General features: G+C 42.8%; 18 protein-coding genes. 5 read left to right on the top strand and 13 right to left on the bottom strand.

What is annotated here, in order from left to right:
- Positions 1-363 precede the first annotated feature (363 nt).
- Entirely contained in the window at positions 364-1,065 is a 702-nt protein-coding gene (locus JNO66_RS13470; RefSeq protein ID WP_203088923.1) for a universal stress protein, read from the top strand.
- Between the two features lie 56 nt (positions 1,066-1,121).
- Here the strand turns inward: JNO66_RS13470 and JNO66_RS13465 are convergent, their stop codons facing one another.
- A complete protein-coding gene (locus JNO66_RS13465) occupies positions 1,122-1,721 on the bottom strand; it encodes a nitroreductase family protein (RefSeq protein WP_203088921.1) in 600 nt (199 codons plus the stop codon).
- Between the two features lie 62 nt (positions 1,722-1,783).
- Entirely contained in the window at positions 1,784-2,632 is an 849-nt protein-coding gene (locus JNO66_RS13460) for a VOC family protein (RefSeq protein WP_203088919.1), read from the bottom strand.
- A gap of 121 nt (positions 2,633-2,753) precedes the next feature.
- Between JNO66_RS13460 and JNO66_RS13455 the strand changes: the two genes are divergently transcribed.
- Together JNO66_RS13455 and JNO66_RS13450 are read left to right on the top strand one after the other, a co-directional pair.
- Complete coding sequence (locus tag JNO66_RS13455) at positions 2,754-3,104, top strand: winged helix-turn-helix transcriptional regulator (protein ID WP_203088917.1); 351 nt, start codon at positions 2,754-2,756, stop codon at positions 3,102-3,104.
- A gap of 150 nt (positions 3,105-3,254) precedes the next feature.
- Positions 3,255-4,262, top strand: a complete 1,008-nt coding sequence (locus tag JNO66_RS13450) for a Gfo/Idh/MocA family protein (RefSeq protein ID WP_203088915.1) — start codon at positions 3,255-3,257, stop codon at positions 4,260-4,262.
- 295 nt (positions 4,263-4,557) lie between these two features.
- Here JNO66_RS13450 and JNO66_RS13445 read toward each other — a convergent pair whose 3' ends face one another.
- Entirely contained in the window at positions 4,558-4,926 is a 369-nt protein-coding gene (locus tag JNO66_RS13445; protein ID WP_203088913.1) for a DoxX family protein, read from the bottom strand.
- Positions 4,927-5,014: 88 nt separating this feature from the next.
- Positions 5,015-6,064 (bottom strand): ribosome small subunit-dependent GTPase A, encoded by a 1,050-nt coding sequence (rsgA, locus tag JNO66_RS13440; protein WP_203088911.1) that lies wholly within the window; start codon positions 6,062-6,064, stop codon positions 5,015-5,017.
- Between the two features lie 291 nt (positions 6,065-6,355).
- On the opposite strand from rsgA, the gene JNO66_RS13435 reads away from it, so the two are divergent.
- Positions 6,356-6,985, top strand: coding sequence for an NUDIX hydrolase (locus tag JNO66_RS13435; protein WP_203088909.1), 630 nt, complete (start codon positions 6,356-6,358; stop codon positions 6,983-6,985).
- On the opposite strand, the gene JNO66_RS13430 is transcribed toward JNO66_RS13435, so the two are convergent.
- From JNO66_RS13430 to JNO66_RS13395, 8 genes are read right to left on the bottom strand one after another with little or no spacing between them, the layout of a single operon-like run.
- Positions 6,982-7,992 (bottom strand): ABC transporter ATP-binding protein, encoded by a 1,011-nt coding sequence (locus JNO66_RS13430; RefSeq protein WP_203088907.1) that lies wholly within the window; start codon positions 7,990-7,992, stop codon positions 6,982-6,984. The two genes, JNO66_RS13435 and JNO66_RS13430, sit on opposite strands and share 4 nt — an antisense overlap.
- Positions 7,985-8,917 (bottom strand): C40 family peptidase, encoded by a 933-nt coding sequence (locus tag JNO66_RS13425; protein ID WP_203088905.1) that lies wholly within the window; start codon positions 8,915-8,917, stop codon positions 7,985-7,987. Before JNO66_RS13425 ends, JNO66_RS13430 begins: the two co-directional genes overlap by 8 nt.
- Positions 8,918-8,922: 5 nt before the next feature.
- Entirely contained in the window at positions 8,923-9,852 is a 930-nt protein-coding gene (locus tag JNO66_RS13420; RefSeq protein WP_203088903.1) for a S66 peptidase family protein, read from the bottom strand.
- Positions 9,853-9,910: 58 nt separating this feature from the next.
- Complete coding sequence (locus JNO66_RS13415; protein ID WP_203088901.1) at positions 9,911-11,560, bottom strand: peptide ABC transporter substrate-binding protein; 1,650 nt, start codon at positions 11,558-11,560, stop codon at positions 9,911-9,913.
- 28 nt (positions 11,561-11,588) lie between these two features.
- Positions 11,589-12,614: an ABC transporter ATP-binding protein gene (locus JNO66_RS13410; RefSeq protein ID WP_203088899.1), complete on the bottom strand. Its 1,026-nt coding sequence runs from the start codon at positions 12,612-12,614 to the stop codon at positions 11,589-11,591.
- A gap of 6 nt (positions 12,615-12,620) precedes the next feature.
- Complete coding sequence (locus JNO66_RS13405; RefSeq protein WP_203088897.1) at positions 12,621-13,553, bottom strand: ABC transporter permease; 933 nt, start codon at positions 13,551-13,553, stop codon at positions 12,621-12,623.
- 4 nt (positions 13,554-13,557) lie between these two features.
- Positions 13,558-14,487, bottom strand: coding sequence for an ABC transporter permease (locus tag JNO66_RS13400; RefSeq protein WP_203088895.1), 930 nt, complete (start codon positions 14,485-14,487; stop codon positions 13,558-13,560).
- A gap of 15 nt (positions 14,488-14,502) precedes the next feature.
- Positions 14,503-15,327, bottom strand: coding sequence for a M55 family metallopeptidase (locus JNO66_RS13395; protein ID WP_203088893.1), 825 nt, complete (start codon positions 15,325-15,327; stop codon positions 14,503-14,505).
- 295 nt (positions 15,328-15,622) lie between these two features.
- On the opposite strand from JNO66_RS13395, the gene JNO66_RS13390 reads away from it, so the two are divergent.
- Positions 15,623-15,853, top strand: coding sequence for a hypothetical protein (locus tag JNO66_RS13390; RefSeq protein ID WP_203088891.1), 231 nt, complete (start codon positions 15,623-15,625; stop codon positions 15,851-15,853).
- 289 nt (positions 15,854-16,142) lie between these two features.
- On the opposite strand, the gene solA is transcribed toward JNO66_RS13390, so the two are convergent.
- The gene (gene solA / locus JNO66_RS13385) at positions 16,143-17,276 is read right to left on the bottom strand and encodes an N-methyl-L-tryptophan oxidase (protein WP_203088889.1); all 1,134 of its coding nucleotides are present in this window, start codon (positions 17,274-17,276) and stop codon (positions 16,143-16,145) included.
- Between the last annotated feature and the right edge of the window lie 31 nt (positions 17,277-17,307).

Here is a 17,307-nt window from a genome sequence, read left to right as displayed (position 1 = left end):
AGTAACCTAATGACAAGTGGACGTACTTATTACTCATTTGTAGATGGGAACATAAACAATACAAAGAACCATTACTCTTCATTAAAAAGTATATAATAAATTTCACTTGATTGCACTCCATAGAGACTGGATTTGAATCATGTCTCAAAATCGTAACAATTTCCCCTAATTATTGTTTTTTCGACACACGATTCTCAACTCTTTTAATTAAACATTCACCCAGCCCAAGTTTCCACAAAAAAATTGTTAATTTAAATTGAAATGTTGAATGTTTCAGTATATACTGTGCTAACGCCAAAACATAATGCATACGACAATTGATAAAAATAGATTAATTCATGAAAAGAACAAGGAGAGTATACAATGAAGAAAATAAAAGGAAGAATGGATGAAAGCATTTTAGTATGTGTGTACTACGGACCTAACGGTGAGCGTCTGATTAAGCGCGGCTGTAAAATCGCTAGCATGCTGGACTGTCCACTCTACATCCTAACAATTGATGCACTTCCTTACGATGAGTTAGATGCGGAGAAATCCGATTACATTGATCGCTGGAAACAGCTTGCCCAAGAACACAACGTTGAGGAATTTATGATTCGTGATAATGAAAAGCGTCCAGCTGTAAAAGTCATTGCAGAAGTTGCTCGCGAAAAACATATTACGCAAATCATTATTGGTCAAACGGCGAAAAGTCGCTGGGAAGAAATTACTAAAGGTTCATTTATGAACGTTTTGCTTCGTGAAGTTCCTTTTGTAGACTTTCATGTTGTCTCAGTCGACCGGGCACTTAAGGGCGAAGAAGGCCATTATGAAAAAGGCTGCCGTGCGTACCTGACTAAGGATAATGAAGGGGCTTATCGTTTAAGCTTCTCTCACCCAAAAGATGCATTGTTTGAAGGAATCTTCTTTAAAGAACAAGGTACAGACTTTAACAATGGTGTGTTTAAGTTCATGAACAACAATCAAATGATGCAAGTTCATGTGACAGATGATAGTGTGACAGAGCCAGAAGTTGTCGATTCCTGTACACAGAAGTTTAAAGAAGAACTTCTTAACAAAAATTAACTAGCAAAAAGCACTCCTTTTATGAGGAGTGCTTTTTTAGTCTTTAGTAACCTATCTTACTTATATACCTTTACACGTTCCTCAAGTGGTTTGAAATCCTTATCTCCAGGAGATGCTATTGGTTTCCCGAATGGCATTTGCGCTCTAAGCTTCCAAGTAGATGGAACGTGCCACTCTTTTCTCACTTCTTCATCCACAATTGGGTTGTAGTGTTGAAGTGATGCACCAAATCCTTCTATCTCTAATCCCGTCCAAACAGCAAATTGATGCATTCCACTTGTTTGTTCTGACCAGATCGGGAAATTATCTGCATACAGCGCGAATTGTTCCTGAAGACCCTTAACCACTTCCTCGTCTTCAAAAAAGAGAACCGTACCATACGCATTCCCGAATAAGTCCATTTTCTCTTGCGTTCCAGCAAAGTTCTCAGCTGGCACAATCTTTTTCAGTTCACCTGTCGTTAACTCCCAAAACTTATCATGATTCTCCCCCAATAGGACAATCACACGTGTGGTTTGTGAGTTAAATGCAGATGGCACATATTTCACAGCGTGCTCTACGATTTCAATAATCCGCTCGTCTTCTACTACGTGCTCTTTACTTACAGCGTAATAAGAACGTCGATCAGCGATTGCTTGGAAAAAATCTTTACTCATGATTATTGCCTCCTATAAATATGATCCGTCCTAGTATAGACAGTCAAGAGAACTATTATTGTTTACTCAAATCTTACGTTCATACCCGCTGGATCTACTACCCAAATAATTGAGCTTTCTTCTTTAAAAGGGTAATTTGCCTTCTGTAGTCGCTCTAGAAGCTTCTCTCTCTCCTCATTGTCTACAAGCTTCACCGTAAAGTAAGACATTCCTACAGCAGTTTCCGGTGTTGGTGGTACGCCCTTCCCTGCCCAAATATTAAAGCCGAAGTGATGATGGTACCGACCAGCTGCCATGAACTTAGCACGCATGGCGCGGTAATCTCCCACTGTTTCAAAGCCTATGATGTCTCTGTAAAATGCTTCTGTTTCATCAAGATCAGACACATGCATGTGCACATGTCCAATGACCGTTCCTTGAGGAAGCCCTTTCCATGAGTGTTCCTCTGCCTCTTGAATTAAGCTTTCAATGTTAATTGGGTCTGACGCCATCTTATAGTCCCCATTTTGTTCGAGTTCCCATTCAGACCGATCCCTGTCCCGATAGATCTCAAGGCCATTCCCATCAGGATCAGCTAAATACAATGCTTCACTTACTAAGTGATCCGCTTGACCAATTTGAATGTGCTTATCTGCAAAGTGATAAAGAATGCTCGCAAGTGACGGGCGATCTGGAAGCAGAATGGCTACATGATAAAGCCCTGCAGCTGATCTTTCTGGTAAGCGGGCTGCATTTGGAATTTCTTCTAATACAAGTAGAGTTTTCTCTTCCTCTACTTTTAAGTAAGCAACCTTGCCTTCAATCTGCGCGATAGGAAATCCAATTACTTCCTTATAAAACTGAATAGACTGTTCAAGGTTTGATACTCGAAGCCTTACGTGCCCAAGTGATGTATCTGAATGAATACTCATTAATGAGTCAACCTCCTACTTAATTTTCCGATAAGTTTAGTATGCTTCATAAAACATTATTATAGAAGTAGGCACTTAAAAGTAGTATAGTGTCATTATGGAAACTAAAGGAGGCTACACAATGGAAACGTGTAAAGTAGATACAGCCCTTGAGATTCTAATGGGTAAATGGAAACATAGAATTTTGTTTGAACTAACGAAAAATGATGTCATGCGCTTTAATGAATTAAAACGTGCCATTCCTGGAATTACTCAAAAGATGCTTACCGCCCAGCTTCGTGAGCTTGAGCACCATGATATCGTGATCCGTAAGGTATATGCTCAAATTCCGCCAAAAGTGGAGTACTCTATGACGGAATACGGTAAAAGTCTTCATCCTCTTTTAGATGCCATGCACGAATGGGGAAGCAAACATGCGATTCACTTAAAAGAACTGGAAGCTAATGATTCACTTAAGGAACATAATGCATAATGTATAGATTTGAGACTGCCTTTTAAAGGGCAGTCTTTTTTATTTTTACGATTAAGAGTAATTTCACCAATTCTATTAAAAGATCTGATACACTGATAGCGAATGAAGCGTTTACAAAATTATGTTCGGAACCTTAAGGAGGTCATTGGAATGGCGACGTCATCACGTAAGATTAAATGGGGAATTCTTGGTACTGGAGGTATTGCAGAGAAGTTTGCTACAGACTTAGTTCATGCGGAAAATGGTGAACTTTATGCAGCTGGCTCACGTACAAAGGAAAAGGCTTCATCATTTGCTGAGAAGCATTCGATTCCACACGCATATGGGAGCTATGATGAATTGGTTCAAGATCCAGAGGTGGAAGCAATCTATGTAGCCACACCTCATCCCTTCCACAAAGAAAATGTGTTAAGTGCACTGAATGCAGGGAAGGCGGTTCTATGTGAAAAGCCTATGACTGTGAACGCTAAAGAGCTTGAGGAATTAGTTGCTACTGCTCGGGAAAAGAATCTGTTTCTGATGGAAGCGATGTGGTCCCGCTTTTTACCAGCATTGATTAAAGTGCGTGAATGGGTAAATGATGGGAAGATTGGTGAAGTCAAAGTAGTTAAAGCCGAATTCGGCTTTCACATCGGATGGGATCCGGAAGGTCGTTTGTTAAACCCAGCACTTGGCGGCGGAGCGCTCCTTGATGCAGGAATTTATCCTGTTTCGTTTGCCTCTATGATCTTTGGTCCGAACCCTGAACGCCTTTGGACAACGGCTCATATCGGTGAAACAGGTGTAGATGAACATTTCTCTATCCTACTTGATTATGGTGAAGGTAAGACAGCGTCCCTTCATGGTGGGGTTCGCCTTCATTTACCAAACGATGCGTTTATTCATGGGACAAAGGGCTATATCCATGTTCCACAATTCTTGTTTGCTGATCAGGCCACGCTTCATGTGAATGGAGAAGAACCTGAGCAATTTAAGGACAACAGAGCAGACCAAGGCATTTCTGGGTATAAGTTTGAAGCAGAAGAAGTTGGACGCGCTCTTCTTGAAGGCAAAAAGGAAAGCTCCATTATCACACTGGATGAATCACTCAATATTATGCGCCTGCTTGATCAGGTACGCGCAGAATGGGGTCTTACATACCCTTTTGAAGAGAAATAAATAACATGAAGAAGAGCCTGAGACAAAACTAAAAATCAATTTAAAATGGCGAATGATTCTACGATCGAATCATTCGCCATTCGTGTTTTTTGGATTATTTAGTAAGACGAGCGGAAGGAGAACCCGAGAGTCCTGTGGATACAGTACGCGGTGAAGACTCTGTAGCGGTGGGGTTCCGCGTAAGAGGCTGAGGCCGTACCACGCGGGTGGGAGGGATTCTCCTACAGCGGATATCTTGCTCTGTTCGTGTTTTACCATCTACGTTAATGTTTTGTCCCAAACTCTTTCTTTTGTTCTATTTCTTCGAGACCACTAGCACCCACCAGATAAGTAAAGGCTGAAAAAGTAACCGAATCCACAGGACTACAGGATTCGTATAGTCATCCCATGGTGCAGGAATTTCTTCAATGGCCATATAAATATTTGCTGGAAAGATTAAGACGAGATAGATGGCCGTTATGATTCCTGCTAGTCGCCGTGTTTTTGGTACGAGAAGCATCAAGGCAAGAATCCACTCAATGATTCCTGTTAGATAGACAATTGGATATTTAAATGGTACCCATTCTGGGAACATCCGCGCAAAGCCATCATCCATAGTAAAGTGGCCTATTCCTGCAACAACAAATAAGAGTGCAAATACATATAAAGCGATTCGTTTTCCCATCTACTTGCTCCTTCCTCTCTCTAATTGGAAGGATTCCTCTTTTTCCTGGCTTCAAACTTATTTTATTTAAAAGGACAGCAGATTTAGGCTATTTTCTCCTGCTTTTCGTGATTTGTTTCCATCGTTTCTTTTCTTTCATCATCTCTCGTTTATCTGCCTGTCTTTTAGCAAATGCCTGCTCTTTTAATAATTTTACGTATCCCAGGTATCGTTGCTCGCTTAGCTCTCCCGTTTGAATTGCTTCTTGCACACGGCATCCAGGCTCGTGTTGATGCTTGCAATCATTAAACTTGCAAGAGTCTGCAAGAGCATAGATATCCTCATAGCTTTGTTCCATTCCATTTTCTGCTCCAAGTAGTTGTATCTCGCGCATACCAGGTGTATCAATAATGGCTGCACCACTCGGTAACAAGAAGAGTTCACGATGTGTTGTGGTATGCTTTCCTCGATCATCAGATAATCTTGTTTCATTAACCTTCTGAACTTGGTGATCCATAAAAGCATTCGTTAGACTGGACTTCCCTGCTCCAGAAGATCCGAGTAGCGCAATGGTTTTCCCCTCAGTAAGATACTCCGAAAGCTGCTCCAACCCCTCACCTGTTAAAGAGCTGACTGCATGAATAGGTACGCCAGGGCAATCCCTTTCAAGCTGATCCATTGGTGATTCAAGATCAGCGCACAGATCTCGTTTACTTAGTACAATCACTGGGTTTGCTCCACTTTCATAAGCAAGTAATACATAGCGTTCCATTCTTCTAGGATTAAAATCGTTTGTTAAGGCCATGACAAGCATAACAGTATCGACGTTTACAGCTACTAGTTGTTCTTCAAATGTATAGCCAGCTGCTTTGCGACTAAATTGGCTAGATCTCTCCAACACCTTGTGTATGATTGCTTTGCCTTCGCCCTCTCGCACAGAAACAGCCACCCAATCGCCAACCGCAGGAAAGTCCTGTCGATCAAGAGCATCAAATGCGAACTTACCTGAAACCTCACTTAGAAGCTCACCCGTGGCTGTCATCACTCGGTACAACCGTTTATGCTCCAGAACTACTCGCCCAGGAATCAACTCATCTGTTTGAAGCTGCTCCCACTCTTCTTGTCGTTTCGCGTTCCACCCATATTTCGTTTCAATCAATGTTGGTCATCTCCTTTATTTTTGAGCATCAAAAAAAGACTACGGTTTTCCGCAGTCTTCTCATACGTGTGCCTACGGATATAATCGCAGCCCACCAATGTATACACGCTCAATAGATAAAGAAATGAAATCGTTAGATGGGCTGCTTTATGAAATTCTGCGTATTTACATGTGCATTTGTCATAAAGCATCCCTCCTCAAGTTATTTGTTTAATCATACAGTACATGGATTCTTGAAACAAGCAAAAAAAACAGATTTGTGCTAGTTTTATGAAAAAAGGAAGTGAATTCATGCAAACCGAACAAGTACGTATCTTTGATGAGCAAGGAACACCAATCGGAATCAAGTCTAGAGCAGACGTTCATCTGAACGGAGATTGGCATGAAACCTTTCATTGCTGGATGATCGGAAAATACGAACAAACCTACTATGTAGACATTCAATTAAGAAGTGCAGATAAGAAGGATTTCCCTTCCATGTACGATATCTCAGCTGCAGGTCACCTACTAAGTAACGAGTCAAAAGAAGACGGCGTACGGGAACTTGAAGAAGAATTAGGAATGAAGGTTGCTTATGAAGACCTAACCTTACTTGGAACGATCGCTGATGCAATATCCACCCCTTCGATTGTTGATAACGAATTCTGTCATGTTTACCTTTGTGATGCGATTCCTCATTCTGTACAGCAATATCATGTTCAAATAGAAGAAATAGCTGGTATGTTCCGTATGCGTTGGTCAGATTTTAAACGGGTCTTTTCTTCTTTTAACGAAGAGGCTCATGCAACTGGTTTCTTAATAGAAGATGACCAAAAGAGCGACACAACTGTAACGATTACTAAAAAAGATTTCGTTCCTCATAGCGATTTATATGTTCAAGCTTTCATTAAAGCGGTTGATCAAATGATTGCCAACGCTTAAACCGGCTTACTTGCAGCAGCTTCTTTTTGCGCTTTTGTTTCATCAAGCAAATGGCAAGCTGCCAGGTGACCCGTTCTCCACTCTTTTAATTCTGGCTTACTCGTTGCACAGACATCCGTGGCATGAACACAGCGCGTGCGAAACACACAGCCACTTGGTGGATCAATGGGACTTGGAAGTTCTCCTCGTAAGATAATTCGCTCGCGTTTATCTTCAAGATCCGGATCTGGGATCGGGATAGCAGAAAGAAGTGCTTGTGTGTAAGGGTGAAGCGGGTTTGCATAAAGAGAATCACTGCTCGTGAGCTCAACAATCTCGCCTAAGTACATCACGGCAATTCGATCACTGATGTGCTTTACCATCGACAGATCGTGCGCGATGAATAAGTAGGTGAGTCCTCTTTCATTCTGTAGCTTCTTCAGCAAATTTACGACCTGGGCTTGTATCGATACATCTAATGCAGAGATTGGTTCGTCCGCAATAATGAGTTCTGGCTCAAGGGCCAATGCGCGTGCTATTCCAATACGCTGCCTTTGCCCTCCGCTAAACTCGTGTGGATACCGCTGTGCATGCTCTGCATTTAAACCAACGGTCTCAAGGAGTTCATGCACTCTCTCCTTCCTTTTCTTTCCTTTATTCAGCCCTTGAATATCCATTCCTTCTGCAATACTGTCCATAACAGTCGCACGAGGATTTAGTGAAGCATATGGATCCTGGAAGATCATTTGTATTTGCCGAGTAAGCTTATTCTTCTCTGATTCAGTTGCCCCAAACACATCAATCCCGTTAAAAGTCACCTCCCCCGCTGTTTTCTGGTACAAGCGAATTAATGTCCTTCCGAGTGTTGATTTCCCGCACCCAGATTCGCCAACCAATCCAAAGGTTTCTCCTCTTTTCAAAGAGAAGGAGACATCATTCACTGCTTTTAACGTTTGATTTTTACCAACGGAAAAATGTTTTTTAAGATGAGATACGGTTAAAATGTCATCATTACGCTTATCAGACATGTCTCGATCCCCCTTCAGTCAATGGGGACCAATACCTTCTTGAGATGCAGTGTTCTTTCGCATAGATCCCACTGATTGGAATCTCTTCTATCTGTTTTCCTGTGTTTGGCGCATGAATCATTCGCCCGTCTCCTGTATACATTGCCACATGATGTACACGTCCCTTGCCTTCTTCATAGGCAAAATACAGAAGGTCCCCAGGCTGCAACTCATCTGACCCGACCTTAATGCCTTGCTTTGCTTGTTCGGAAGCGTCTCTAGGTATGGTTAGATCAAAGGCTCGATGAAGCTGATAGACAAACCCAGAGCAATCAAACCCAAAACCACTCATTCCAGCCCATAGATAAGGCAGCCCTCTGAATGTTCTTGCGAGCTCTACAAGCTGCTCACCTGAATCGGGCCATAGACGGTCATTAGGGTACACGACTCGAATATCTTCTTTACGCAGTTTGCCTTTTCCGATTGGCGTTTGAACGACTACCCAGGCTGCATCAGATTCAATAATCGGCAAGCGTGTTTGAAAGCTAATCTCCATTCCAACTTCATGGTTCATATGATACAGCGTAGCCGTTTTTGCTTGAACAAACGCATAAGGATACGTTTCAATCAGGTTTGGTACGGCTTCAAGCTGATTTATAGGAATCCAACCAGGATATCCAAGCTCTGATTTGGCCGTTGGTTGGTCAACTACATGTACCTCAGCCCATCCATTTTCCTCTCTTACCTTTAGAACCTCCTGACCAAATAACGCTTGCGTTTGTGTTCGATTTGAAGTGCAAAGGTCAAGCCGTTGTTCATGTGTGAGTTGGCTAAGCCAATCTTGAATGTGCACAGGGTACTGCAACGCCGGTTCATCAATCTCTCGGCTGGAGTGGGGATCTGTCCAGATGGTTGCGACTGCGGTCCGAACTGCACATCGTTTCATGTGAATCACTCTCCTTCTACACCAGGTTCAATTGAGATTCTACGTTCTGTTAAATCAATCGTTGCCATTACTCCAAGAGGAAATGATAGAGTCGGTGTACAATGACCAGCCTGCACTCCAATAATAGCTGGTGTACCGGCCATTGATAGATGGTGGGTTACAACCTCATCTACATCTTGTGACTCTTTTCGTTTGAACGGCTCGCATTCGTGAAAGTCTCCAACAATGATTCCTTGTGCATCCTGTAGCTTGTTTGCTAGCCTTAACTGATTAAACATGCGATCCAGTCTATACGGTTCCTCTCCTACATCTTCAAGAAACAGGAGTTTACCCTTGGTATCTATCTCGTAAGGCGTTCCCAGCGAACTAACGAGTAACGAAAGATTTCCTCCAACAATCGGACCGCTCACTTTCTTTTTTTCATTAGAGTTCAAGACAGTGAGATCCGAGATGGTTGGATCATAGGTAATCGTTGTGGGTGTAAACACTTGCTTTAGATAGGTTTCAGTAAAAGGATGAACCTCTCCTCCAAGATCACTACTCATCATCGGTCCATGAAACGTGACCAGTCCTGTTCTTTGGCATATGACTTGGTGCAAAAACGTGACATCACTATACCCCCAGAAAACCTTTGGGTTCGCTTTAATCACGTTAAAGTCAATAAACTCCACCATTCTTGCTGATCCATACCCCCCATAGGCACAAAACACACCTTTAATCTCTGGATCTTGAAACATTTCCATTAAATCGTCTGCCCGATCTATATCTGATCCAGCTAAATAGCCATCTGTTAAGTGGATGGAGCGCCCTATCTTTACGTTTAATCCATACCCTTCATAAAGCTTGATCCCATTCTCTAGCTGATTCAGACTCGGAGGACTTGAAGGGGCAATTAGTCCAATTGTGTCTCCTGGTTTTAGTGGTCGTGGCTTCACTCGTTGTCTCTCCTTTTATGTAGAAAAGGGCCCAGTTGCCCAGACCCTCCTCTAAGAACTATTGCAAATCTGCCCACTTCAGTTCAATGTATCCTACAGGATGACGAACGATACCAGTCACCTCATCTGCCTGAAGCAAAGGCTGATTGTAGAAGTAAATCGGGAAAATCGGAGCTTCTTCAAGTAAAATCTCTTCTGCCTGATGCATCAGGTCAAATCGAGCTTCTTCATCTGCCTCAGATTTTGCATCAGCGATAAGCTGATCGTATTCATCATTACTCCAGCCGGTTCGGTTCATGGAGCTTCCCGTCACAAAGCTTTCTAAGTAATTGATCGGGTCTGCAAAGTCTGCAATAAAGGAAGAGCGCGAGAACTGCATTTCTAGGTTTTGTTGCGCTTCTAAAAACACATTCCACTCTGTATTTGCTAGAGTTACCTCTACATCAAGATGCTCCTTGTACATATCCTGAAGCACCTCTGCAATCAGCTTGTGCTCATCGCTTGTGTTATACGATAACGTAATCTCAGGTAGCTCAGCGTATCCCTCTTCTTCCATTCCTTGCTCAAGTAACGCTTTTGCTTCTTCAGGATCAAAGCTAAGCAGATCGCCACCTACATCACGGAAGTCCTGTCCTGATGGTTCTGGAAATCCATATGCAACAAACCCATGCGCTGCATTTTCTTCACGTTTTGTTACGTAGTCAACAATCTCTTGCTGATCTACAGCCATGGAAAAGGCTTTGCGGATGTTCTGATTTTGGAAAGGCTCCATCTCCGTGTTAAAGCGGTAAAAATACGTACCCGATTGATCTTCAAACTCTACCTCACCATCGGCTATAAGCTGATCAGCCAGTTCGGTTGGAATTGATGATGTGTGAAGCTCCCCTGTTTGAAACAGTTGATACTCAGTATTTCGATCACTAACCATTTCCCAAACAACCCCGTCAAGCTTCACATTTCCTGAATCCCAATACTCAGCACTTTTGTCCATTACTAGGTTAGAATTGTGGCTCCAGCTAGTTAATGCAAAGGGCCCATTCCCTACAAACGTATCCGCTTCAGCCGCCCAGTTATCGTCAGCCTCTACTGTTTCTTGATGAACTGGGAAAAAGGCTGGATTTGAAATGATACTTAGAAAATAAGCCTGTGGACTATTCAAAGTCACTTCAAGCGTTTTATCATCTAGAGCGGTAACCGCCATATCATCAGCTGAACCCTCTCCACTATTGAACTCACTTGCTCCTTCAATTAAGTCCGTTAAAAATGCAGCATCAGCGGCCGTTTCAGGATTAGCAAGACGTTTCCAAGCAAACTCAAAGTCCCCTGCCGTCACAGGTTCGCCGTTTGACCAATTGGCATCCTCACGAATCGTGAATGTGTAAGTCAAACCATCATCAGATACCTCCCAGCTCTCAGCTGTCGCCTCTTCCGGTTCATGTGTATCTCCGAGTCTCGTTAAGCCTTCCATTAAGTTATTTAAGATATTATACGAAACATTATCAAAGGCTTTAGTAGAATCAAGAGAAGTCGGTTCATTCTCGTTGTTCAGACGTAGAATCTTATCTCCGCCACCTTCATTGTCTGTTGTTTCGTTTTCATCATCTCCACTATCCCCACCATCTGTACCTGTTCCTCCAGTTGTGGTACATGCAGCCAAAACGACCATTAAACCAAGCGCAACCAACATCATTACTACCCATTTTTTCATACCATGACCTCCTAATAAGATTAAATGATTATACGGATTTCTTATGGAGCGGAAATTCCTTACCAAACGCCTGTTGTGCTCTTTCATCCTGCAACCAACAAGCTACATGATGCCCTTGCTCAACATTCACTCGCACTGGTTCTACTTGCGTACATACATCCATGGCATAGTCACATCGATCAGCAAATGCACATCCTGCTGGTGGTGAGAATAAATCTGGCGGCGTACCAGGAATCGGTACAAGAGGTACACTTCGATCTGCATCCATTCTTGGAACGGAGTGGAGTAATCCACGTGTATATGGATGCTGCGCTTTGTAAAACAAATCCCTGCGATTGCCTTCCTCTACAACCTTACCTGCGTACATCACATGAATTCGATCGGCTAGCTGCGCCACAACTCCTAGATCATGCGTAATCATGATGATAGCGACACCCATTTTTCTTTGTATCTCTTTAAAGAGATCTAGGATCTGAGCTTGGATTGTTACATCCAACGCTGTGGTTGGTTCATCAGCAATCAAAATTTCCGGATCACACATAAGAGCCATAGCAATCATGATTCGTTGTCTCATTCCGCCACTAAACTGGTGCGGGTATTGAGTCAAGCGCTCCTTAGCATTAGAAATTCCAACTAGTTCTAGCATTTCAAGTGCTCTTTCCTTTGCTTTCGCTTTTGAATGTCCTTGGTGATTAATTAATCCTTCCGTAAGCTGATCACCTATTGTTAGTGTCGGATTCAATGACGTCATAGGGTCTTGAAAGATCATCGCCAACTCACGCCCACGGATCGATCTCATTTTCTTATTTGAATAGGAGAGTACATTCTCTCCTTTAAACCGGATCGTTCCATCAGTAATTTTTCCTGGAGGCTCAGAAATGAGACGCATAATGCTTTGAGCAGTCACACTTTTCCCGCAACCACTTTCTCCAACGATAGCGAGTGTTTCTCCTTTTTTCAGTGTAAGATTTACCCCACGAACCGCATGAACGCGCCCACCATAGGTCTGGAATGAAACATGCAAATTTTTAACGTCTAACAATGGCTCGCTCACTACTTTCTACCTCCTTAGCTTAGGATCGAGCGCATCCTGCAAACCGTCTCCTAACACATTAAATGCAAACATCGTAATTGATATGAAAAATGCAGGGAAAAACAACCTCCACCACGCTCCTGACGTTAATGTCCCAAGCGCATCTTCTGCCATTACGCCCCAGCTCGCATAAGGGGCCTGCACGCCTAGTCCAAGAAAACTGAGAAAGGCCTCTGCGAATATAGCTGACGGCACAGTTAATGTCATTTGTACAATGATGGCTCCCACAGCATTTGGAAGTAGCGCTCTTCGAATGATGTGGCTCGCTTTTCCACCGAGGGTTCTAGATGCTAACACATATTCATTTGTTTTTAGTTGCAGGACCTGCCCTCGAACAATTCGAGCCATTCCTACCCATCCTGTAACGGTTAATGCAACAATGATGGTAAATAAACCTGGTCCCATCACAACCATGAGAAGAATGACAACTAATAGGTAGGGTAGTCCATATAACACTTCAACGACACGCATCATGGCGTTATCTGTGCGTCCCCCTTTGTAACCGGAGATCCCACCATAGATAATGCCAATTACGCAATCGATCAATGCAGCCATAAACCCAACAAACAAACTAATACGTGCGCCGTACCAAGTGCGTGCAAACATATCTCTACCTAAACTATCTGTACCAAACCAATGATCCATCGAAGGCGGCTGATTTGCATTGGTTCGTAATTGATCCGTTACACTATGCGGACTAATGATGGGTCCTATGATTGCCATCACAACAAGGAGAATCATCATGATCAGTCCTGCCATTGCCAGTTTATTTTTACGTAGACTTAACCAGGCAGCCTGCCAGTAGCTTAAGGAGGGACGAACGACTCGCTCTGCTTTTTTATGATCCGGCTTCCTTCGTTTAAAAAGTTCATCTGAAACAGGTGAGTTTGTTTGAGGCATAGTCTCACTCCTCCTTCTTATGGAGCTTAATCCGCGGATCGAGAATGCCGTACATAATATCTACGATCAATAGCATAATCATCAAGATCCCACTATAAAAAATCGTTGTCCCCATAATGACTGGATAATCTCGACTGTTAATACTTTCAACAAAGTAGCGGCCCATTCCGGGAATCGCAAAAATTTTCTCAATGACGAAGCTACCCGTTAATATGGAAGCTACTAATGTTCCAAGGATTGTTACCACTGGTAGTAGTGCGTTTCTAAGCGCATGTTTAACGACAATCTTGAAGGGAGAAATCCCCTTTGCCTTCGCTGTTCGAATATAATCCTGTGTGAGGACTTCAACCATGCTTGAGCGAGTAAGTCTTGCGATGATCGCCATTGGGGTTGTTCCCAGTGCTAAAGCTGGTAGAATCATATGCTTCCAGCTCGCCCATGTCCCTACAGGTAACAGTCGCCATTGACCGGCTACCTGATAGATTAATAGGGTAGCCAGAATAAAGTTCGGGACGGAAATCCCAATGACTGCAAATGTCATCATGCCGTAGTCAATCACACCGTTTCGTCTAAGAGCAGCGAGGATTCCAAGAGTAATACCTGAGACGATCGCGACAACTAGTGCAACAATGCCAAGCTCAAGAGAGACAGGAAAGCCACGTGAAATCAACTCATTCACAGTGGTTGGAGATTGTTTAATCGAAGGGCCGAAGTCAAATTGTGCGAGTGAGACAAGATAGTCAAAGTAGCGCACATATAACGGGTCATTCAGGCCAAAATGCTCCTCCATGTTTGCTTGCACTGCTGCATTTGTCGTTTGTTCTGTATTGAGGGGAGAGCCGGGAACAGCGTGCATCAAAATAAACGTTAAGGTGATGATGACCCACATGGTCACAACCATCCCGAGCACTCGTTTTCCAATATATTTGAGCATGATTCACCTACCTTCTCAGCAGAATGCTGTTCTCATGGCAAGCTCTGTCATAACTAGCATCGCTCTATAGGCTTCCAAAATATCATTCGCTTCAAAACGCACTGTTGTTGTGCCTTCTTCAATGGTTGCCCCCGGCATCAACGCGGCCCATTCTGCTTGACCGTAGTTTGCAAATTCAATTCGTAGAACTGGATGATCTGGTGGGATGAGTGGTTTGACGTTTTGCTGATTATGTAAGGCTATCTTTGTTTTTTCCCTGAGCAATTCTCCCGCTTTTTGAGGAGTTAGGCACAGGGCTGAGGATCTTGATTGTTGTTCTTTTACAATAGCTGTGGTGACATTCGGAATCAGAGCCTCAGCTTCTTTGGCTGTCTCGTCATCTCCACTAACCATAAGCACAGGCACGCCGTAATACCCTGCGACATATGCATTAAAGCCCATTTCTCCAATTTCATGATCATTGATGTACATCGTACGAACACCAAAGATCATCGTATGGCTCATCACCCCTCTTTGGGAGGCTCGAGCATGGTATCCAAGAAAAAAAGCGCCAGTAAACGAATCGTTTAACCCTTGTACCATTGAAAATGGTTTTACATCTCCCGTAATCAGTTTTGCTTCTGTATGTAACTCTTCAATTAAAAGGTTGTTCATCTTTGAATGACTATCATTAACGATGATTTCTTTACCTCCTTGCTCGAATGCTTCCCCAATGACGTGATTAGCTTCAGCGGTCATTAATGATTGTCCACGCCTATAATGCCTTTTAGATGAATCAACAAATTGATCATCGGCGAACCCCGTAATCCCTTCCATATCGACTGATAGATAGAGCTTCATAGCATCCTCCTCATTGATGAAATTCCATTTAGTTACCTAATTATCAAAGAAATCAGACAAATTGAAAAGTATTTCGTGAGGTTATATGACAAAAACTAGGTTATATCACTTATAATGAAAGCGTTTTCTTTAATTAGTATACCTGTTCCTTTATTTGGATTTCAATAAAAAAGATATAGATTTGAAAAACATAATTGATTCTGATGTTTCTTCTCTTTTGCGTTTGGCTTCTTTGTAGGTTTGTTCGTTGAAGGAATTGGGAAGTGATAACCATAAAATGAGGGAGGAGAATACAATGAGTTCTGTGTTAAACATCATGAGCACATTTTATTTTGCCTTATTTTTTGGTGCGTTTACTACAGCAGGTAGAATGGGGCTAGGCTTAGCCTTGCTAAACGCAGGTTCAAATTGGTATTTAATTATAATCGAATTTGTAATTACAGGTCTTATTTCTGCACTACTCTTTTTCTTCGTTTTCAATCTAATTAGAAAGCTTTTAGAAAGACCGTCAAGTTCAAAAGGTTAAAAAGAAAATTGAACGAGGGGCGGGACAGTACTAAATATCGATGAGAAAATGGCGAATGATTCGATTTTAAAATCATTTGCCATTCATATTTTTAACTTAGACGAGCGGAGGGAGAACCCGACACTCCTGTGGAATAGTACGCGGTGAAGACTCTGTAGCGGTGGGTTTCCGCGGAAGAGGCTGAGGCCGTACCCCGCGGGTGGGAGGGATTCTCCTGCAGCGGAATTTGTGCTACATTTGTGTTTTGCTATCCGCATTAATGTTATGTCCCGGCCTCTCTTCATTATTCTTACGTAAAACGACTCAGCTTAAAGGAATCAATTGAATGAATCAATGGTTGATCTAAAGCCATTTCGCTTAAAATCTTCCCGATCACACTCGCAAATTTGAATCCGTGACCGGAGAAGCCTCCTGTAAGAATGATACGCTGATCCGATGGATGCCAATCGATGATAAAGTCTTCATCGGGCGATTGATCATAGATACATACGGCACCACGCTTAAGCTCGCCCGCAGCTCCTGGCACATGTACATCAAGGAGTTGTCTCAGTTCTGGCTCGTCTTCTTCGTATGCGCCAAATATCCGGTTTAATTGAGCAGGCTCAACAAGCTGTCCCCCGTCGTGTCTGCCAATCTTAAAGCCCGCCCCTTCGTAGTCTGGAAAGGCGTAATATAATCCGAATGACGTGTTGAACACTACGCACGGAAAGGAAGACGAATCGAATGCATTCTCTTCTTTCGGTTCAAACCAAGCAATTGTCTTACGAATAGGCTGTATGGGCAGCTCTACTTCTGGCAAGAGCTTATGTGTCCAAGCACCTGCAGTCATAATGACTTTACTCGCATGGAATGAATGCTGCTCTGTCACAACCTCCACACCCTCCGCTACAGAATTCACGTGCAATACTGCATCCTGTTCAAAAATGTCTACTCCAAGCTCCAGAGCAAGTTCCTTATAGGCTTGTACACATTCCTCGCTTAACAAAAAACCAGCTAATGTATCTAGGACGCCGTTAAAGGTTACTGGCAGTTTAATCTGTGGCCATCTTTCTTCAATGTCACTCGCTGATAAGACCTCGTGAGGAAGCGAATGAGTTGTTGAACTATGTAATACCTCATTTAAAAAGTCAGATCCTAAGCTCCCCATGAGCAAAGCACCTGTTTGCACATATAGAGATCGATTGGATTCTTGCTCAAGCTCTCTCCAAAGCGCATATGCATGTTTAACAAGAGGTACATAGCTTTCACCTTCACTGTATCCAAAGCGCATCATTCTTGTTTGCCCATGGTGGCTCCCTGTTTCATTTGGAATTGTATCCCGATCTAGGACGGCTACACTATGACCAGATCTTGCTACATAATAGGCCGCTGCGATTCCCATTGATCCTCCACCGACAATGACAACATCATATGACTTTTTCATCTCATCACTTCCTTTTTTGTAGTCTAGCGAA

Source organism: Alkalicoccobacillus gibsonii (genome assembly GCF_016798245.1).
In the GTDB taxonomy this organism is placed as follows: Bacteria; Bacillota; Bacilli; order Bacillales; family Bacillaceae_D; genus Alkalicoccobacillus; species Alkalicoccobacillus gibsonii.
The sequence above is the reverse complement of the archived record's forward strand: the minus strand, read 5'-3'. Positions and strand labels throughout refer to the sequence as shown.